A 17,756-nucleotide genomic window follows, 5' to 3' on the forward strand; every position below is an offset into this window, starting at 1 on the left:
GATGATCCCCAGAACGCTATTTCTTTGTCTTCTTATCGTGCTTGTCAGTCTTATCGAACGCCTCTTCCAGCGCGCGGTTGATGGTGCGCAGCACCTTGACCCGCGCCCAGCGCTTGTCGTTGGCTTCCACCAGGGTCCACGGCGAGACTTCCGTGCTGGTGCGGTCGACCATATCGCCCACGGCGGCGCGGTAGTCGTCCCACTTGTCGCGGTTACGCCAATCGTCCTCGGTGATCTTGAAGCGCTTGAACGGGATCTCCTCACGGGCCTGGAAGCGCTCCAGCTGGGTCTGTTTGTCGATGGCCAGCCAGAACTTGACCACGATCACCCCCGCGTCGCGCAGCTGCTCTTCAAAGTCATTGATCTCGCCGTAGGCGCGCATCCAGTCCGCCGGGGTGCAGAAGCCTTCGATGCGCTCCACCAACACGCGGCCGTACCACGAACGGTCGAACACAGTGAACATGCCGCGTGCCGGGATCTTCTGCCAGAACCGCCACAGGTAAGGCTGGGCACGCTCGTCTTCACTCGGCGCGGCAATCGGCACGATGTGATACTGGCGCGGGTCCAGCGCCGCTGCCACCCGCCGGATCGCCCCGCCTTTGCCCGCCGCGTCGTTGCCTTCGAATACGGTGACCAGCGCGTGCTTGCGCATGCGTTTGTCGCGCATCAGGCCGGAAAAGCGCGCCTGTTCGGTGATCAGCTGTTCTTCGTAATCGTCCTTGTCCAGGTGCAAGGTCATGTCGAGGCTGTCGAGCAGGCTCTTGCGGTCCACCGACGCCAACAACGGCGCCGGGTTCATGCCGCTGGCCTTGCCCTTGGGCAGTTTCAAGGCATTTTGCAGGCTCTCAAGCAGGATTTTGCCCACGGTGAGGCTGCGGTAATTAGCGTCAACGCCTTCGATCACGTGCCACGGCGCGTAGTCACGGCTGGTGCGGCGCAGAATGCGCTCGCCGAAATGCACAAACTTGTCGTAGGTCTCCGATTGCTGCCAGTCCAGCGGGCTGATGCGCCAGCTGTGCAGCGGGTCATCGGCCAAGGCCTTGAGCCGCGCTTTCATCTGCTTCTTGGACAAGTGGAACCAGAACTTGAAGATCAGCGCGCCTTCGTCACAGAGCATCTTTTCCAGGCGCTCGGCACCGGCGATGGCCTGGTCCAGGCGGGCGTTCTTGAGCTGGCCGTGCACCCGGCCTTGCAGCATCTGGCTATACCAGTTGCCAAAAAAGATGCCCATGCGGCCTTTGGCGGGCAGTTGCCGCCAGTAGCGCCAGGCCGGCGGGCGCGCCAGTTCTTCGTCGGTCTGCTGGTCGAAGGTGCGCACCTCGATCAGGCGTGGGTCCATCCATTCATTGAGCAGCTTGACGGTCTCGCCCTTGCCGGCGCCTTCAATGCCGTTGATCAGGATGATCACCGGGAAGCGCTTCTGCTGTTGCAGCTCGTACTGCACCTCCAACAAGGCCTCGCGCAGGGCCGGCACTTCGGCGTCGTAGGTGTCTTTGTCGATGGCGTGACCGATTTCGGCGGATTCGAACATGGGCAGCTCCGTTTCAAGATGGCTCAAGACTAGCGGATTGGGCAACAATGCGCGGGAGGAAATTCCACACGTAGTTGCCTTGGGTCAATTCAACGTCTATTGATCAGCTAGAATGGCCGCCTTGTCTTTACCGAGCCGCCCATGAACCCCATCACCCACGCCCAGCTCGACTGGGATGACCAAGGTTCAAGACTAGCGGATTGGGCAACAATGCGCGGGAGGAAATTCCACACGTAGTTGCCTTGGGTCAATTCAACGTCTATTGATCAGCTAGAATGGCCGCCTTGTCTTTACCGAGCCGCCCATGAACCCCATCACCCACGCCCAGCTCGACTGGGATGACCAAGGTCGCCCGCACTCGCGGGTCTTCGACGATGTGTATTTTTCCGACAAATCCGGCCTTGAAGAAACCCGCTATGTGTTCCTCAAACAGAACCGTTTGCAGGAGCGTTTTGCCGCCTTGCCGGCGGGCGGACGATTGGTGATTGGCGAGACCGGTTTCGGCACCGGCTTGAATTTTCTCTGCGCCTGGCAGCTGTTTGAGCAACACGCGGTGGCCGGTGCACGCCTGCATTTTGTCAGCGTGGAAAAGTACCCACTGAGCCACGCCGACCTGCAACGCGCCCTCGCCCTCTGGCCGGAACTTGCGCCCTTCGCCGAGCAATTGTTGGCCCAGTACATTGCCATCCACCCAGGCTTCCAACGCCTGGTGCTGGACAATGGCCGTGTGACCCTCACGCTGTTGATCGGTGACGCCCTGGAGCAACTGCCGCAGCTGGATGCACAGGTTGACGCGTGGTTTCTCGACGGCTTCGCCCCGGCGAAAAACCCCGACATGTGGACCGCCGAACTGTTTGCCGAACTGGCCCGCTTGGCCGCACCGGCTTCAACCATCAGCACCTTTACCAGCACCGGCTGGGTACGGCGCCTGATCAATGCCGCCGGGTTCAAGATGAAGCGCACGCCGGGCATCGGGCATAAATGGGAGATCCTGCGCGGTGAGTTTCTCGGCTGGCCCGAGGACGCGACACCGCCGGCCAAAGCCAAACCCTGGTTCGCCCGCACGGCAACTGTCGAAGGCGAGCGCCACGCCATGGTCATCGGCGGCGGCTTGGCCGGTTGCGCCACTGCCGCCAGCCTGGCCGCGCGCGGTTGGCGCGTCAGCTTGGTGGAGCGCCACGCCGCCCTGGCCCAGGAAGCGTCCGGCAACCCTCAGGGCGTGCTGTACCTCAAGCTGTCGGCCCATGGCACGGCGTTGTCGCAACTGATCCTCAGCGGCTTCGGCCACACGCGACGTCTGTTGGAGCACCTGCACCGAGGTGTCGATTGGGATGGCTGCGGTGTGCTGCAACTGGCGTTCGACGCCAAGGAAGCCCAGCGCCAGGCACAACTGGCTGAGGCGTTTGCGCCCGAGTTGCTGCACCTGCTGGACCGTGAACACGCGCAACAACAGGCCGGCATCGACCTGGCCCAGGGCGGCCTGTTTTTGCCGCAAGGCGGTTGGGTGCATCCGCCCGCGCTGTGCCACTGGCAAGCGGCGCATCCGCTGATTGAGGTGCTCACCCATCACGATGCCCTGGAGCTGCACCGGGTCGACGATCAGTGGCAGGCCCGCGACGGTGACTGCGTGCTGGTAAGCGCCAGTGTGGTGGTGCTCGCTGGAGCCGCCGACATCAAGCGGTTCCCACTGAGCGCCGACTTGCCGCTCAAGCGTATCCGCGGGCAAATCACCCGGCTGGCGCAAACGACGGCGAGTACGGCCTTGGCCACGGTGGTCTGCGCCGAAGGCTACGTCGCGCCCGCCCGGCTTGGCGAGCACACCTTGGGCGCCAGTTTTGATTTCAACAATGAAGACCTCACGCCCACCGTCGCCGAACATGCCGGCAACCTCGAAATGCTGCGGGAGATTTCTGAAGACCTGCTGCATCGCCTGGGCGCCGACGCACTGGCTCCCGAACAGTTGGAAGGCCGCGCTGCTTTCCGCTGCACCAGCCCTGACTACCTGCCGATCGTCGGGCCGTTGGCCGACCAGGACGCCTTCCGACACGCCTATGCCGTACTCAGCAAAGACGCCCGCCAAGTGCCGGACACGCCTTGCCCGTGGCTGCCAGGGTTGTACATCAACAGCGGCCACGGCTCACGCGGGCTGATTACCGCGCCACTGTGCGGCGAGTTGCTGGCAGCCTGGCTCAGCGACGAGCCGCTGCCCGTTCCGGCCAGCGTGGCAGAGGCCTGCCACCCGAATCGGTTTGCCCTGCGCGCACTGGTCAGAGGCAAGGCAGCGACACAGAAATAGCGGGATTGCAGGCGTCGCGGCAATTTGCCTTATAACTTATCGGTCTAAAACTCCACGCATAGCACTGGGTCAGTTTCTGGGTACGCGCCCTTCGGGCGTATTGAGTATTGACCCTCCCCAACGGAAAAACCGGTAAGGAATTTATGTGCGGATTAGCTGGAGAATTACGTTTCGATGCCCAACCTGCCGACCTGGCAGCGATTGAGCGCATCACCCATCACCTGGCCCCTCGCGGCCCCGACGCCTGGGGCTTCCACGCCCAAGGGCCGATTGCCCTGGGCCACCGGCGCCTGAAAATCATGGACCTGTCGGACGGCTCGGCCCAGCCGATGGTCGACGCCCAGCTTGGGCTGTCGCTGGCGTTCAACGGCGCCATCTATAACTTCCCGGAATTGCGGCAAGAACTGGAAGCCCTGGGCTATGCCTTCTATTCCGGCGGCGACACCGAAGTGCTGCTCAAGGGCTACCACGCCTGGGGCGAAGCACTGCTGCCCAAGCTCAACGGCATGTTCGCGTTTGCCATCTGGGAGCGCGACGCTCAGCGCCTGTTTATCGCCCGTGACCGCCTGGGCGTGAAGCCTTTGTACCTGTCGCGTACCGGCCAGCGCCTGCGCTTCGCCTCGGCCTTGCCGGCACTGCTCAAGGGCGGCGATATCAACCCGATCCTCGACCCGGTCGCGCTTAACCACTACCTGAACTTCCACGCCGTAGTACCGGCGCCGCGCACCTTGCTGGCGGGCATTGAAAAGCTGCCGCCGGCGAGCTGGATGCGCATCGACGCCCATGGCGACACCGAGCAGAAAACCTGGTGGACCCTGCCCTACGGCCCCCATGAGGATGAAAAAAACCTCACGCTGCAAGACTGGACCGACCGCGTGCTCGACAGCACCCGCGAAGCCGTGGCGATCCGCCAACGTGCCGCCGTGGACGTCGGCGTGCTGCTGTCCGGCGGTGTCGATTCGAGCATGCTCGTCGGCCTGCTGCGTGAAGTCGGCGTGCAGGATTTATCGACCTTCTCCATCGGTTTTGAAGACGCCGGTGGCGAGCGCGGCGACGAGTTCCAGTACTCGGACCTGATCGCCAAGCACTACGGCACCCGTCACCACCAACTGCGCATCGCCGAAAGCGAAATCATCGAGCAACTGCCGGCGGCATTCCGCGCCATGAGCGAGCCGATGGTCAGCCACGACTGCATCGCCTTCTACCTGCTGTCGCGGGAAGTGGCCAAGCATTGCAAGGTGGTGCAAAGCGGCCAGGGCGCCGATGAGCTGTTCGCCGGTTACCACTGGTACCCACAAGTGGACGGCGCCAGCGACCCGTATGCCGCCTACCGCGACGCGTTTTTCGACCGCAGCTACGACGATTACGCCGCCACCGTCGCGCCGAAATGGCTGACCGCCAATGACGCAGCCGGTGACTTTGTGCGCGAACATTTCGCCATGCCGGGCGCCGACGCCGCCGTGGACAAGGCCCTGCGCCTGGACAGCACGGTGATGCTGGTGGACGACCCGGTCAAACGCGTCGACAACATGACCATGGCCTGGGGACTGGAAGCGCGCACGCCGTTTCTGGATTACCGCCTCGTCGAACTCTCGGCCCGCGTACCCGGCAAGTTCAAGTTGCCCGACGGTGGCAAGCAGGTGCTCAAAGAGGCCGCGCGCCGCGTCATCCCGAGCGAAGTCATCGACCGCAAGAAAGGCTACTTCCCGGTGCCGGGCCTTAAGCATTTGCAGGGCGACACCTTGAACTGGGTGCGAGAACTGCTGCTGGACCCGAGCCAGGATCGCGGCCTGTTCAACCCGGCCATGCTTGACCGCCTGTTGACCGACCCGCAGGGCCAACTGACCCCGCTGCGTGGCTCCAAGCTGTGGCAACTGGCGGCGCTGAACCTGTGGCTCAGCGAACAAGGAATCTGATTGATGAAACCTCTCGCAGCGGCTTACAGCCAACGCTTGCTCAAGGGCCAGGCGCCGACCTACGAGCGCCTGCAAGCCCGCCTGGCGGAAGATGGCAGCCCGCTTGGCGCCGAACCGATTGCCGTGCATTGCGGCTGGGGCCGGTTGTTGATCGGCCACACGTTTGCGGACCCGGCGAGCCTGGCTCAGGAACTGCTGCATGAGCAGCCTGGCGAACGCGACATCGCGCTGTACGTGGCCGCGCCCCAGCAGATCCTCGGGATTGATCCGCAGCAGCTGTTCCTGGACCCGTCCGACACGTTGCGCCTGTGGTTCAGCGACTATCGGCCCGCCACCCGCGTGTTTCGCGGCTTTCGTATTCGCCGGGTGCAAACTGAAGCCGATTGGGCGGCAGTCAACCAGCTGTATCAAGGCCGCGGCATGCTGCCGGTCGACGCCGAGCGCCTGACCCCGCGCCATCAAGGTGGCCCGGTGTATTGGCTGGCCGAGGACGAAGACAGCGGCGCGGTGATCGGCGGCGTGATGGGCCTCAATCATCAAAAAGCCTTTCACGACCCGGAAAACGGTTGCAGCCTGTGGTGCCTGGCCGTCGACCCGCAGTGCACGCGCCCTGGCGTGGGCGAGGTGCTGGTGCGCCACTTGGTGGAGCACTTTATGAGCCGTGGCCTGAGCTATCTCGACCTGTCGGTGTTGCACGATAACCGCCAGGCCAAGAGCCTCTACGCCAAGCTGGGTTTTCGCGCGCTGACCACCTTTGCGATCAAGCGCAAGAACGGCATCAACCAGCCGCTGTTTCTCGGCCCCGGCCCGCAGGCCGGGTTCAACCCATACGCGCGGATCATTGTCGAAGAGGCTCACCGACGCGGCATTGATGTGCACGTCGATGATGCCGATGCCGGCCTGTTTACCCTCAGCCATGGCGGGCGCCGCGTGCGCTGCCGTGAATCCCTGAGCGACCTGACCAGCGCCATCAGCATGACCCTGTGCCAGGACAAAAGCCTGACCCACAAAGTGCTCAAAGCGGCCGGTTTGAACCTGCCCTCGCAGCAATTGGCGGGCAATGCCGACGACAACCTGGAGTTCCTCGACGAACACCAGCGCATCGTGGCCAAGCCGCTCGATGGCGAGCAAGGCCAAGGCGTGGCGGTGGATCTGCAGACCATCGAGGACGTGCAGAAAGCTGTCGAAGCGGCGCGTCAGTTCGACAGCCGTGTGCTGCTCGAAAGCTTTCACGAAGGCCTCGACCTGCGCATCCTGGTGATCGGTTTTGAAGTGGTCGCCGCCGCCATCCGTCGCCCGGCCGAAGTGACCGGCGACGGCCAGCATTCCATCGGCGCCTTGATCGAAGCCCAAAGCCGTCGGCGCCAAGCCGCCACCGACGGAGAAAGCAAAATCCCGCTGGACGCCGAAACCCAACGCACCCTGCATGCCGCCGGTTACGACTACAGCAGCATCCTGCCACGTGGCGAAACCCTGGCGGTACGCCGCACCGCCAACCTGCACACCGGCGGCTGCCTGGAAGACGTCACGGCGATTCTGCACCCGACCCTGGTCGACGCCGCCGTACGCGCCGCCCGCGCGCTGGACATTCCCATGGTCGGCCTGGACCTGATGGTGCCCGCCGCCGACCAGCCCGAGTATGTGTTTATCGAAGCCAACGAACGGGCCGGCCTGGCCAATCACGAGCCGCAACCGACTGCGGAGAAGTTTGTGGATTTGTTGTTTCCGCATAGCCAGCCGACCGCTTGAGAAATGTGTCGCCTGCACCGGCGCTATCGCGGGCAAGCCCGGCTCCCACAGTTGAATGCACTCCAATGTGGGAGCCGGGCTTACCCGCGATGAGGTCAGTACAGGCGATGGATTTCCAGCTGACCTGTTCCCCTCATCGAAACCATCGATGCCCTCACCTCATCAGGAGTTTCCATGACTCGAACCATCCCCGAACCGGACCTGAACTACCTGCAAAAAGTGCTGCTGGAAATGCTCGCCATTCCCAGCCCTACCGGGTTTACCGACACCATCGTGCGCTACGTCGCCGAACGCCTGGAAGAACTGGGCATCCCCTTTGAGATGACCCGGCGCGGCACCATTCGCGCCACCCTCAAGGGCCAGAAAAACAGCCCCGACCGCGCAGTGTCCGCGCACTTGGACACCATCGGCGCCGCCGTACGTGCAATCAAAGACAACGGCCGCCTGACCCTCGCTCCGGTCGGTTGCTGGTCCAGCCGTTTTGCCGAAGGCAGCCGCGTCAGCCTGTTTACCGACAACGGCGTGATCCGTGGCAGCGTGTTGCCGTTGATGGCCTCCGGGCACGCCTTCAACACCGCCGTGGATGAAATGCCAGTGAGTTGGGACCACGTGGAATTGCGCCTCGACGCTTACTGCGCCACCCGCGCCGACTGCGATTCCTTAGGCATCAGCATCGGTGACTACGTGGCCTTTGACCCACTGCCCGAGTTCACCGAGAGCGGGCATATCAGCGCGCGTCACCTGGACGACAAAGCCGGTGTCGCCGCCCTGCTCGCCGCGCTCAAGGCGATCATCGACAGCGGCGAACCCTTGCTGATCGACTGCCACCCGCTGTTTACCATCACCGAAGAAACCGGCAGTGGCGCCGCTGCTGCCCTGCCGTGGGACGTGAGTGAGTTTGTTGGCATCGACATCGCCCCGGTCGCACCCGGCCAGCACTCCAGCGAGCACGCCGTGAGCGTGGCGATGCAGGATTCCGGCGGGCCGTATGACTATCACCTGTCCCGGCACTTGCTGCGCCTGGCCTCGGACAATGACCTGCCAGTGCGGCGCGACCTGTTCCGCTATTACTTCAGCGACGCGCATTCGGCGGTGACTGCCGGCCACGACATTCGCACCGCGCTGCTGGCGTTTGGTTGCGACGCGACCCACGGCTACGAGCGCACGCACATCGACAGCCTGGCGGCGTTGAGTCGCCTGTTGGGCGCGTACATCCTCAGCCCGCCGGTATTCGCCAGCGACGCGCAACCGGCCCAAGGTTCGCTGGACCGCTTCAGTCATCAGATCGAGCATGAAACGCAGATGGAGAGCGACACTCGCGTGCCGTCGGTGGACAGCTTGGTGGGCCAGAAGTCCTGACACGGGCACACCGGATACTGGCAAGACGGATCCCGGCGCAGTAGCATCGCCGGGATTCTACCTCTGAGGCTTTTATGCTGATTCCCTACGACGCACTTGAAGTCGACACCCTGACGCGCCTCATCGAAGACTTCGTGACCCGCGACGGCACGGACAATGGCGATGAGACGCCCCTGGAAACCCGCGTATTGCGTGTGCGACAGGCGCTGACCAAGGGCCAGGCGCTGATTGTGTTCGACCCTGACAGTGAGCAATGCCAGTTGATGCTCAAGCACGATGTGCCCAAGCATCTGTTCGATTGAGGGTGTTTTACGGGTTGGTTTGGGCTTGTGTGGCTTGGCGTTCGAGGATTTTCTGATACACCTCGGCGCGGTGTATGTTGACCCCTATTGGAGCCTGGATACCAAATTTTACTTGGGTGCCGTTTAGTTCGAGGATGTGCAAGGTGATGTCATCGCCGATAGAGATGATTTCGCCTATGGCGCGGCTTAAGACCAGCATGGCGGTTGTCCTTTTGGAGTGACAGGACCTTGACCATGCGCGCTTGGGTGGGGGGCGACAATGGCTTGCCGTTAAATCAGACGGGGCCTACATTTATAGGTAATTTGCCTGACAGACATGGGTTGATTAGGGGGGTTGGGGTTGTTGAGTACATATCCGTTGCTGCGCGCCGTAAGGGCGGAACCAATAGCCGCCGTTACCGCAGCAACGGATATGCCCCCCACCAAAACCTCACCCCCTAACCGCCTGCGCCTTAGCCCGCATCTTATCCGCCATCGAAGCCATCTCGTCATACAGCAACTGCGGAGTCTTCTGCTTCAACGCCCAAGCCATACGCCCCTGCTCATGCGGCAGAATCATAAACTCCCCCTCCGCCACCCGCTGGTAAATATAGTCAGCAATGTCCGCCGCCGAAATCGGCGAACTCTCGAGCAACTTACCCACCTGCGCCTTCATCGCCGGGGTAGGCCCGCGAAACGAATCCAGCAAGTTGGTCTGGAAAAACGACGGGCACACCACATGCACACCCACTTCCTGCTGCTTGAGTTCCACCAGCAAACTCTCCGACAACGCCACCACACCCGCCTTGGCCACGTTGTAGTTGCTCATCGCCGGCCCCTGCATCAGTGCTGCCATTGAGGCGATGTTGATGATCCGGCCCTTGCTCTTCTCCAACAGCGGCAGAAACGCCTTGCAGCCCTTGACCACGCCCATCAGATTGATCGCGATCTGCCAGTCCCAATCCTCCAGAGACAACTCGGCGAAAAAACCACCCGAGGCGACGCCGGCATTGTTGACGATCACATCAACCCCATCCAGCTTGACCTCGCAGGCCTGGGCAAACGCGGTGAGCTGGCTGTAATCGCGCACATCACAACGCTGGATAAACCCATCGCCACCCGCCTCGCGCACCAGCCTGAGGGTTTCCTGCAAGCCAGGCTCACTGACATCCGACAAGGCCAACTGCCAGCCCTCACGGGCCCAGCGCAGCGCGATTTCGCGACCCAGGCCGGACCCGGCGCCGGTGATCATCATGCGATTTTGCATAGGAAAGTAGCCTTGTGGTTCACGGAAGAAGTGATCGGCAGTGTAGCGAAGGTTTTTCCCACACCCACGCACCATCCAATTGATGAATGCCTCGGGCAAACCTGGGGCCGGGTGGGAGAGCTACGTATAGCGTAAGTTCAATCTTTTTCAACTAATACGGCGTATTTGCGAACGCATTAAAAGAAATAAGCAAGTTTGCAAAATGCTTTAAAAAACCAGGGAATTTTCTGCCGACCGGTACAGTCGGAGTTAATAAGGCGTCTGTATTAAGATGACGGCCTAGCGTTTAATAACCGGTCTTTGCAGAAGGCCTATAAGGAAAAAAACTATGAGCCTCATTCTGATCATTATCCTGATCCTATTGCTGGTAGGCGGCCTGCCAGTATTCCCGCACTCTCGTAACTGGGGCTATGGCCCGTCGGGTATTCTGGGCGTTGTCCTGGTCGTCCTGCTGGTGCTGTTGTTGCTCGGTCGGATATAAACACCGGACAAAAAAAGAGGCCTCATTGAGGCCTCTTTTTTATTGCCGTTAAATTAGTCCGGCTTACCGTCGATAACACCGGCGGTGTTATCCAACAAGCTCTTGGTCGCTGTCTGCAGGAACGATTCGAGTTTCTGCTTCAGCGCCGCTTCGTCCGGCGATTCTGGGATCACTTTACCGGTCGGGTTAGCGCCCAGTTCGTATTCCCACAGTTTGGGTGGCATTTCCTTTGGCAGTACCAGGATACGGTCTGCGGTGACCAAGGCCACCGTCTGGTCGCTGCCCGACGGCTTGATCACGCCAAAGCCCTTGTCGCCTTCCGGCAGGTTCAGCAGGTCACGGCCCCAGCACTGGTGCAGGGTGTCGCCACCGAGGCGGCCCATGATGGTCGGCACGATGTCGATCTGGGTGCCCACGGTGTGGTCACGCTCGCCGAACTTCTCCTGCATGCCCGGTGCAATCATCAGCATCGGCACGTTGAAGCGGCCCAGGTCCATTTCGGTGATCTGCTGTTCGTTGCCGAAGCCGTGGTCACCCACGATCACGAACAGGGTTTCTTTGAAGTACGGCTCTTTACGAGCCTTTTCAAAGAACTGGCCCAGGGCCCAGTCGGAGTAACGCATGGCCGTCAAATGCTCGTTGAGGCTGCCACGGTCGGTGACTTTCTCTACCGGCAATGGCGTCGGCAATGCGTACGGCGTGTGGTTGGACAGGGTTTGCAGCAGCGCGTAGAACGGCTTGCCGCCTTCGCGGGCTTTCAACTCTTCCAGGCCACGGGTGAACATGTCCTGGTCGGACACACCCCACGTCGGGTCGGAGAACACCGGGTTGACGAAGTCATTACGCCCGATGAAGTTGGTCATGCCCTGGTTGCTGAAGAAGCCCGACTGGTTGTCCCAGGCGAAATCGCCGTTGTAGACATACACGTCGTCAAACTTGCGCGCGCTGAGCAACTGCGGCAGGCCCGACAGATTGTGGCTGCCTTCCGGGGTCTGCATCAGGTATTCGAAGCCCGGCAGGTTCGGGAAGCAGGCCATGGTGGCGAACATACCCTGGTGGGTGTGGGTGCCGTTGGAGAAGAAGCGGTCGAACAGCAAGCCTTCTTTGGACAACTTATCGAAGTACGGTGTGATGTTGCCTGGGCGGCCCAGCGCACCGACCGAGTGACCGGCGAAGCTTTCCATCAGGATCACTACAACGTTCTTGATCGGCAGGGTCTTCTCGGCCGGTGGCGTGTAGTCACGGCGCACCGCTGCGGTGTCGGTATCCACCAGCTTCTCTTGCGGTAGCACCAGCATGTCACGCACGGTTTGGGTAGCCAGCGGCTGATCGAGGGTGGCCTTCCAGATGTTGGAACGCTCCTCGGAGAAACGCGACTTGGCCGCGGCGATCAGCGACAAGGTGCCGTTCAAGCCCAGTTGGTTGGCGAAGTTCGATTCGGTGGTGTAGACATCACCCCAACGCAGCGGCGGGCCCTGGCGCAGGGTGCCACGGATGGCGACCACGGCGATCAACAGGCAGACCACGAACACCGCGATGCGGTTGTACCACGGCGCCACTTGGCGGGTGCCGATGCTGCCGCCGCTGAACGGGCCACGTGGGCGCGTCGCACGGTCGGCGCCTTTGAAGGCGATGCTCAGGATCAGTGTGCCCACGGCCCAGGCCAGCAGGTAGCGCACCACCGGGAAACCGTACCAGAGCATGCTCATCACGGTTTTCGGGTCTTCCTTCACGTACTGGAAGACCAGGCCGTTGAGGCGCTGGTGGAACTCGCGGTAGAAGTCCATTTCCATCAAGCCCAGGAACAGGGCAATGCTGGACACCACGGTCAGCCACAAACGGAAGAACCCGCGCGCCGCCATGGCCCTTACGCTGAACAACGCCAGCAGCAGCGGGACCAGCGCGTACATCACAAAGCGTATGTCGAAGCGCGTGCCGTTGACGAACGCTTCCAGGAAGGTCGAGGCAGGCGTGTCGAGGATCATCTCGCGGTTATAGGCCAGGAGCGCCAGGCGCAGCAGGGAGAACATCACCATCATGACCAGTGCGCAGAGCAGTGTGTACGCCAGATGGGATTTGACGGTCGGTTGCAGCAGGCGATTAGAAGCTCGCTGCTGACTCAGGGCGTCCGGGTTTGCCATGTCGTTTCAGGACCCATTGGAAGTTTAAGTTACGAAAAAATGCAGTGGCGTCCGTCCCTCGCCCAGGCTGGCTGGGGTAGGCGGTTAACGCGGTGGCGCAAATGGTGCCCGATCAATGGCAGCAACGCTATTAATTACTGAACGTGCGCCGCCCTTGCGCCTTTAACGGCACTCGAGATAGAGCCGTGGCAGCGTCATAAAGCCGGAGAATTGTCTTGGAAAAGATGTGAAAATTTCGTGCAGCGAATACTTTCGACACACAAAACTTTAAATACGCTAAAAACCAATGTGGGAGCGGACTTGCCCGCGATAGCTGTATGTCAGCCAGCAGAACTGTGGCTGATAAACCGCTATCGCGGGCAAGCCCACTCCCACATTTACTGTGCCCACTCAGGATAAGAGTGAGCGCTGGTGGCGTCAGATCCGCACGTTGCCCCGTGGCCCGGCGATTGCCCAGATGATCAGGCCCAGCACCGGCAACACCAGGATCAGCAGAATCCACAGCACTTTGGCACCCGTGCTTGCGCCGCTTTTGAACACGTTGATGATCGCCCAGATATCCAACGCCAGGATGATCAGGCCAATCAGGCTATTAAAAGTGGAACCCATGGTGTCGCTCCTAAGTGAGCGGCATGCACTTGTAGGATAGTCAGCCCTGGCAGGGGTTCCGTTTTATTTCAGACGTGTAAGGCGACGCGCAGCGCTTCCAGGGACGGCTCGGCCTTGATGCCGACTTCAGCGCACAGTTGCAGCACACGCGGCAGGTCGTTGCCGTAGACCAGCACCGCCTGGATTTCGTCGTCCAGCAGTTGGCTGAAGTTGAGCAGCACATAACCGCCATCTTCGGGGCTTAAGGCACTCATCTGGATCTGGATGCGGTTCAGCGCAGTGAGGTCTTCGGTCTTGGCCAACTGCTTGGGCTTGAGATTGAACGCTACGCCCGGGCCAAACGACGCGACGATCTGCGCGAACAGGTCGGCATAGGTGTCGGCCTGGAACAGCACGGTCTCCGGTAGGCTACCGACTACGACCCACTCTCCCAGCGCAATCGGGAAGCTGTCGTCGTAGTTGATATCCGGGTTGGCTGCCAGAAAGGCTGCAGGGTCGGCGTAGGCCTGGGCCGCTTCCTCGGCGATGCGCGCCACTTCGTCCTCGCCCATGACGCCGGCGCTGATTTTGCTGATGAGTTCGACGAGGGCGGTTTTCATGGGGTGATCCTGTGGCGAGCTGGTTTTTGAGGGCGCGTAGCCTACACCAGTTTCTGCAACTGCGCCGTCGTATCCACCGCGCCCATGGTCTGAGCCGCCGCCAGTGCAGTCGCGCCCTGGGCATCGGTGGCCTTGGGGTTGGCGCCTTGGCCGAGCAGGTAGTCGACCATGTCGACACGGTTGAACATCGCCGCCATCATCAACGCCGTACGGCCGTCCGAGGAGGCCGCGTCTACCGGCGCGCCGCCGTCGATCAGCGCCTTAACCACCGGCAGGTTGCCTTTGAACGCCGCACCAGCCATTGGCAGTTGGTTCTTGTCGTTGGCGATTTGCGGGTCAGCCTTGAATTCCAGCAGTACTTTTACCGCGTCAGCGTGGCCGTGATAGGCCGCGAGCATCAGCAAGGTGTCGCCATTGTGGTTGCGCAGGTTGGGTGGCAAGCCTTTGGCCAGCAGTGCGGCGAGCATGGCGGCATCGCCTTTGCGGGCCACGTCGAAGACTTGCTCGGCAAATTCAGCGGCTTCGTCTTCGGTCATTTGTTTAGGCTGGTCTGACATGTGGGGCTCCTTAACTGAGTGCTGCTTCTGGAATAAAGAATAGGCGCCCAGTGTCGCGATGGAGTTCCCCACTGTCATGGCTTTTTTACCAAAAGCCGCCATAGGCACAATCAATAGCGTGCTGCGCCAACAATTGGCCGGTCACCGGTACATAGCAGTCCGACCCCGGTAGCCACGCATACACCGGGTCATTACCCGCTTTGTCCGGGTCGAAGGCCTCCTCCTTGAGCCGCACTTTCTGGTACTTGAAGGTGCCGGTGGTTTCCATCTTCACCTTGATCCGCAGGAACAACGGCACCGCGTAAGGCGGAAGTTGGCCGTGAGCGAACTGCAGCAATTCACGCATATCCAGGGAGGCCAGGGACTCACTTGGGGTGATGGCGACCATGCCGGCGCGGCCATTGGTGTTTTCGATCTCGACACCGTAGGCCACCACTTCGGCGATCTGCGGGTGTTGCAACAGCACATTCTCCACTTCGGTGGTGGAGACGTTTTCGCCCTTCCAACGGTAGGTGTCGCCAAGGCGGTCGACAAATTGCGCATGGCCGAAGCCGATACTGCGCAACAAGTCGCCGGTATTGAAGTAGCGGTCGCCCTTCTCGAACACGTCGCTGAGGACCACCTTGCGGTTCTTTTCCGGGTCGGTGTAGCCGTCAAACGGCGATTTTTCATCGATCCTGGCCAGCAGCAACCCCTGCCCGCCCGTTTGCACCTTGCGCATGAAACCGTCGCTGCCACGGACCGGCTCACCCGCTTCGTGGGAGTAGTCCACCAGTGCCCAGTGCTGCAGGCAGAAGCCGATGGTGTTGTCGAAATTCAACACATTGGTGAAACCGATATTGCCGTCGCTGGCGGCATACAGTTCGCAGATGTGTTCAACGCCATAGCGTTGCTTGAACTGGGCCCAGACGCCGGGGCGCAGGCCGTTACCGACCATCTTGGTCACGCGGTTATCGAGATCCTGCGCGCTGGCGGGCTGGTCGAGCAGGTAGCGGCACAACTCACCGACATAACCCAGGGTGGTTGCGTTGAATCTGCGCGCATCGTCCCAGAACTGGCTGGCGCTGAATTTACGCCGGATGGCGAACCCCGACGCCCCGACAATCGCCGAACCCCAGCACACGCACAGGCCAGTGGCGTGGTACAGCGGCAAGGTGCAATACAGGATGTCTTCGGGGCCCATGTCCAGGGCGATGCTGCCGAAGCTCACGGCGGTTTTAGTCCAGCGCCCGTGCTTCATGATGCCGGCCTTGGGCAAGCCCGTGGTGCCGGAGGTGTAGATATAGAAGCACGGGTCGTTGAAGAAGATTTGCCCGGTGCTGGCGGGGTTGTCCACCGGGCATTCGGCAACGGCGGCCATCAGGTCGATATAGCCATCGGGCACTGTGCTTGACTGCTGGTCGGCGACAAACCAGGTTCTTTGCGCAGTGATCGCCACTTGATCGCGCACCGCAGCGTAGGCAGCCACCAACTCCGCACCCACCACAATCGCCACCGGGCTGACCAGGTTCAGGCTGTGCACCAGCGCCGCCTGGGTTTGCGAGGTATTGAGCATGGCGCAGATGCCGCCCAGCTTGGCCACGGCCAATACGTTGAGCAGCAATTCGGGACGGTTTTCGATAAACAGCGCGACCACATCACCCTTGCCGATGCCCTGCGCGTGCAGGTGATGGGCAATACGGTTGGCACACTGGTTGGCTTCGCGGTAACTGAGCACCCTGTCGGCGTACAACAACGCCGCGCCGTCAGGGTTGCGCAGGGTGGCCTGTTCGAAGTGCCAACCCAGGCCGCAGGGTTGCTGGGGGTCGGTGACATTCGCGGCGCGCATGCCGCGTACCACGCGTGGCAGGGCTCGAACAATCGCGGGCACCTTACGCAGCATCTTGCCCCAGGTGATCATGTCGTCTTGCGGATGGGTCATGGCGGAACGTCCTTTTTCTTATTCTTCGTATGAGCCAGGAACACCGGCAATCCTGTCGCCAGGAGGCCGAGCGCCTTGCAGGAAAATACGCCTGCCGTTCTTTGGCTGTACACGCAGGATTTGAAAAGTTTTGTATCCCAACGCAGCGCCGCCACAAAAATGGAATTGTGCGGCCTCTGGGCAGTCATTATCAGTAAGGGCGACCTGAAACGGTCAACCTCGATAGCGCAAAATGCAGGATGCACGATGGCCATTCATGCAATTTGCACGAAACTGAAAATAAGGATATTTTTTAAGTAATTGTTTTATAACGCTTTTTTACAAATACGAATACTGGCACAATCACTGCACCTATCACTCCACGCTTGCCAACTTGAGCCAACGGAGCTGATAGACATGAGCCTGATCCAAGATAAATTCGCTTCTGTATTCTCCCAATACGACGTCACCACTCAGCCACGCCCAGACGGCGGCATCCTGTTGACCCTGCGCAACAGCGAAGGCAAACAGGTCAAGCGCTCGATTTCGTATCAACAGCTGCACACCGCCGACCAACTGACGTGGGTGATCAGCGCCATCCGCCGCGACCTGGCCGAACAAGCCAGCGACCTGCCGCAAATTTCGATGCTGCAAAGCCAGAACCGCTTTGCGTTGCCGACTTACCATTCGGCCTAAGCAACTGCTGTGCAAAAAGGGCCGCGACGCCATTAAGCGTCGCGGCCCTTTTTTTATGGCGTGTCAGCACCTATGGCGGTCAGCACAGCCCCTGGCGGGTAGCCTCATTCATCGCCTGTACGCGATTGGTGACTTCCAACTTGCCGTAGATGTTACGCAGATGGAATTTGACCGTGGCTTCGGAGGTGGCGCGAATCTGGCTGATTTCCCAGACGGTCTTGCCCTCCGAGGCCCAGCGCAGGATTTCCAGCTCAGTCGGCGTGAGAGGCTTGCCGCCTAAGCTCAGCCGCCTTCTAACCACCACGGGCACGGTAACCAGCGTACGACACGACTCCTCTGGGCCACTCATTGATCTCTCTCCTTGTATTAGCGGA

At 61.0% G+C, this 17,756-nt stretch carries 16 protein-coding genes; 7 read left to right on the forward strand and 9 right to left on the reverse strand.

Translation table 11 applies throughout. The features are described from left to right. Window positions 1-16 precede the first annotated feature (16 nt). Entirely contained in the window at window positions 17-1,531 is a 1,515-nt protein-coding gene (pap, locus tag GJU48_RS16030) for a polyphosphate:AMP phosphotransferase (protein ID WP_094953529.1), read from the reverse strand. A 304-nt stretch (window positions 1,532-1,835) separates the two neighbouring features. On the opposite strand from pap, the gene mnmC reads away from it, so the two are divergent. The 5 genes from mnmC to GJU48_RS16055 all read left to right on the forward strand — a co-directional run bounded on the left by mnmC (window position 1,836) and on the right by GJU48_RS16055 (window position 9,153). Next, window positions 1,836-3,827: a bifunctional tRNA (5-methylaminomethyl-2-thiouridine)(34)-methyltransferase MnmD/FAD-dependent 5-carboxymethylaminomethyl-2-thiouridine(34) oxidoreductase MnmC gene (gene mnmC, locus GJU48_RS16035; RefSeq protein ID WP_094953530.1), complete on the forward strand. Its 1,992-nt coding sequence runs from the start codon at window positions 1,836-1,838 to the stop codon at window positions 3,825-3,827. Between the two features lie 143 nt (window positions 3,828-3,970). Continuing rightward, a complete protein-coding gene (locus tag GJU48_RS16040; RefSeq protein ID WP_094953531.1) occupies window positions 3,971-5,743 on the forward strand; it encodes an N-acetylglutaminylglutamine amidotransferase in 1,773 nt (590 codons plus the stop codon). Window positions 5,744-5,746: 3 nt separating this feature from the next. Continuing rightward, entirely contained in the window at window positions 5,747-7,492 is a 1,746-nt protein-coding gene (ngg, locus tag GJU48_RS16045; protein WP_094953532.1) for an N-acetylglutaminylglutamine synthetase, read from the forward strand. A 174-nt stretch (window positions 7,493-7,666) separates the two neighbouring features. Further along, complete coding sequence (locus tag GJU48_RS16050; protein ID WP_094953533.1) at window positions 7,667-8,851, forward strand: osmoprotectant NAGGN system M42 family peptidase; 1,185 nt, start codon at window positions 7,667-7,669, stop codon at window positions 8,849-8,851. 74 nt (window positions 8,852-8,925) lie between these two features. Then, window positions 8,926-9,153: a YheU family protein gene (locus tag GJU48_RS16055; RefSeq protein ID WP_053257215.1), complete on the forward strand. Its 228-nt coding sequence runs from the start codon at window positions 8,926-8,928 to the stop codon at window positions 9,151-9,153. A gap of 7 nt (window positions 9,154-9,160) precedes the next feature. Here the strand turns inward: GJU48_RS16055 and csrA are convergent, their stop codons facing one another. Next, entirely contained in the window at window positions 9,161-9,352 is a 192-nt protein-coding gene (gene csrA / locus GJU48_RS16060; RefSeq protein ID WP_094953534.1) for a carbon storage regulator CsrA, read from the reverse strand. Between the two features lie 231 nt (window positions 9,353-9,583). Continuing rightward, window positions 9,584-10,399, reverse strand: a complete 816-nt coding sequence (locus GJU48_RS16065; RefSeq protein WP_094951433.1) for an SDR family oxidoreductase — start codon at window positions 10,397-10,399, stop codon at window positions 9,584-9,586. Window positions 10,400-10,727: 328 nt separating this feature from the next. On the opposite strand from GJU48_RS16065, the gene GJU48_RS16070 reads away from it, so the two are divergent. Beyond that, complete coding sequence (locus tag GJU48_RS16070) at window positions 10,728-10,880, forward strand: DUF3309 family protein (protein ID WP_015885095.1); 153 nt, start codon at window positions 10,728-10,730, stop codon at window positions 10,878-10,880. Between the two features lie 53 nt (window positions 10,881-10,933). Here the strand turns inward: GJU48_RS16070 and GJU48_RS16075 are convergent, their stop codons facing one another. From GJU48_RS16075 to GJU48_RS16095, 5 genes are all read right to left on the reverse strand, one after another. Next, window positions 10,934-13,021, reverse strand: a complete 2,088-nt coding sequence (locus GJU48_RS16075) for an LTA synthase family protein (RefSeq protein WP_094951434.1) — start codon at window positions 13,019-13,021, stop codon at window positions 10,934-10,936. A 417-nt stretch (window positions 13,022-13,438) separates the two neighbouring features. Further along, entirely contained in the window at window positions 13,439-13,630 is a 192-nt protein-coding gene (locus GJU48_RS16080; protein ID WP_094951435.1) for a PLDc N-terminal domain-containing protein, read from the reverse strand. A 68-nt stretch (window positions 13,631-13,698) separates the two neighbouring features. After that, window positions 13,699-14,229 (reverse strand): hypothetical protein, encoded by a 531-nt coding sequence (locus GJU48_RS16085; RefSeq protein ID WP_094951436.1) that lies wholly within the window; start codon window positions 14,227-14,229, stop codon window positions 13,699-13,701. Window positions 14,230-14,270: 41 nt separating this feature from the next. After that, window positions 14,271-14,786, reverse strand: a complete 516-nt coding sequence (locus tag GJU48_RS16090) for an ankyrin repeat domain-containing protein (RefSeq protein WP_094951437.1) — start codon at window positions 14,784-14,786, stop codon at window positions 14,271-14,273. An 85-nt stretch (window positions 14,787-14,871) separates the two neighbouring features. Continuing rightward, on the reverse strand, window positions 14,872-16,707 hold the full coding sequence (locus tag GJU48_RS16095; RefSeq protein WP_155296043.1) for a long-chain-acyl-CoA synthetase: 1,836 nt from the start codon (window positions 16,705-16,707) through the stop codon (window positions 14,872-14,874). Between the two features lie 396 nt (window positions 16,708-17,103). Here GJU48_RS16095 and GJU48_RS16100 point away from each other — a divergent pair, with 396 nt between their 5' ends. Then, entirely contained in the window at window positions 17,104-17,382 is a 279-nt protein-coding gene (locus GJU48_RS16100) for a DUF3509 domain-containing protein (protein WP_048721059.1), read from the forward strand. A 79-nt stretch (window positions 17,383-17,461) separates the two neighbouring features. On the opposite strand, the gene GJU48_RS16105 is transcribed toward GJU48_RS16100, so the two are convergent. Further along, window positions 17,462-17,731 (reverse strand): response regulator transcription factor, encoded by a 270-nt coding sequence (locus GJU48_RS16105; protein WP_094951440.1) that lies wholly within the window; start codon window positions 17,729-17,731, stop codon window positions 17,462-17,464. Between the last annotated feature and the right edge of the window lie 25 nt (window positions 17,732-17,756).

The sequence above is a fragment of the Pseudomonas sp. IB20 genome, from assembly GCF_009707325.1.
Taxonomy (GTDB): Bacteria; Pseudomonadota; Gammaproteobacteria; order Pseudomonadales; family Pseudomonadaceae; genus Aquipseudomonas.

What these genes read in the sequence shown, in the direction of transcription:
- GJU48_RS16095 (WP_155296043.1), bottom strand. Translation starts at nt 16,707, where the DNA reads ATGACCCATCCGCAAGACGACATGATCACCTGGGGCAAGATGCTGCGT.
- GJU48_RS16085 (WP_094951436.1), bottom strand. Translation starts at nt 14,229, where the DNA reads ATGAAAACCGCCCTCGTCGAACTCATCAGCAAAATCAGCGCCGGCGTC.
- GJU48_RS16055 (WP_053257215.1), top strand. Translation starts at nt 8,926, where the DNA reads ATGCTGATTCCCTACGACGCACTTGAAGTCGACACCCTGACGCGCCTC.
- GJU48_RS16050 (WP_094953533.1), top strand. Translation starts at nt 7,667, where the DNA reads ATGACTCGAACCATCCCCGAACCGGACCTGAACTACCTGCAAAAAGTG.
- ngg (WP_094953532.1), top strand. Translation starts at nt 5,747, where the DNA reads ATGAAACCTCTCGCAGCGGCTTACAGCCAACGCTTGCTCAAGGGCCAG.
- pap (WP_094953529.1), bottom strand. Translation starts at nt 1,531, where the DNA reads ATGTTCGAATCCGCCGAAATCGGTCACGCCATCGACAAAGACACCTAC.
- GJU48_RS16105 (WP_094951440.1), bottom strand. Translation starts at nt 17,731, where the DNA reads ATGAGTGGCCCAGAGGAGTCGTGTCGTACGCTGGTTACCGTGCCCGTG.
- GJU48_RS16080 (WP_094951435.1), bottom strand. Translation starts at nt 13,630, where the DNA reads ATGGGTTCCACTTTTAATAGCCTGATTGGCCTGATCATCCTGGCGTTG.
- mnmC (WP_094953530.1), top strand. Translation starts at nt 1,836, where the DNA reads ATGAACCCCATCACCCACGCCCAGCTCGACTGGGATGACCAAGGTCGC.
- GJU48_RS16040 (WP_094953531.1), top strand. Translation starts at nt 3,971, where the DNA reads ATGTGCGGATTAGCTGGAGAATTACGTTTCGATGCCCAACCTGCCGAC.
- GJU48_RS16075 (WP_094951434.1), bottom strand. Translation starts at nt 13,021, where the DNA reads ATGGCAAACCCGGACGCCCTGAGTCAGCAGCGAGCTTCTAATCGCCTG.
- GJU48_RS16065 (WP_094951433.1), bottom strand. Translation starts at nt 10,399, where the DNA reads ATGCAAAATCGCATGATGATCACCGGCGCCGGGTCCGGCCTGGGTCGC.
- GJU48_RS16090 (WP_094951437.1), bottom strand. Translation starts at nt 14,786, where the DNA reads ATGTCAGACCAGCCTAAACAAATGACCGAAGACGAAGCCGCTGAATTT.
- csrA (WP_094953534.1), bottom strand. Translation starts at nt 9,352, where the DNA reads ATGCTGGTCTTAAGCCGCGCCATAGGCGAAATCATCTCTATCGGCGAT.
- GJU48_RS16070 (WP_015885095.1), top strand. Translation starts at nt 10,728, where the DNA reads ATGAGCCTCATTCTGATCATTATCCTGATCCTATTGCTGGTAGGCGGC.
- GJU48_RS16100 (WP_048721059.1), top strand. Translation starts at nt 17,104, where the DNA reads ATGAGCCTGATCCAAGATAAATTCGCTTCTGTATTCTCCCAATACGAC.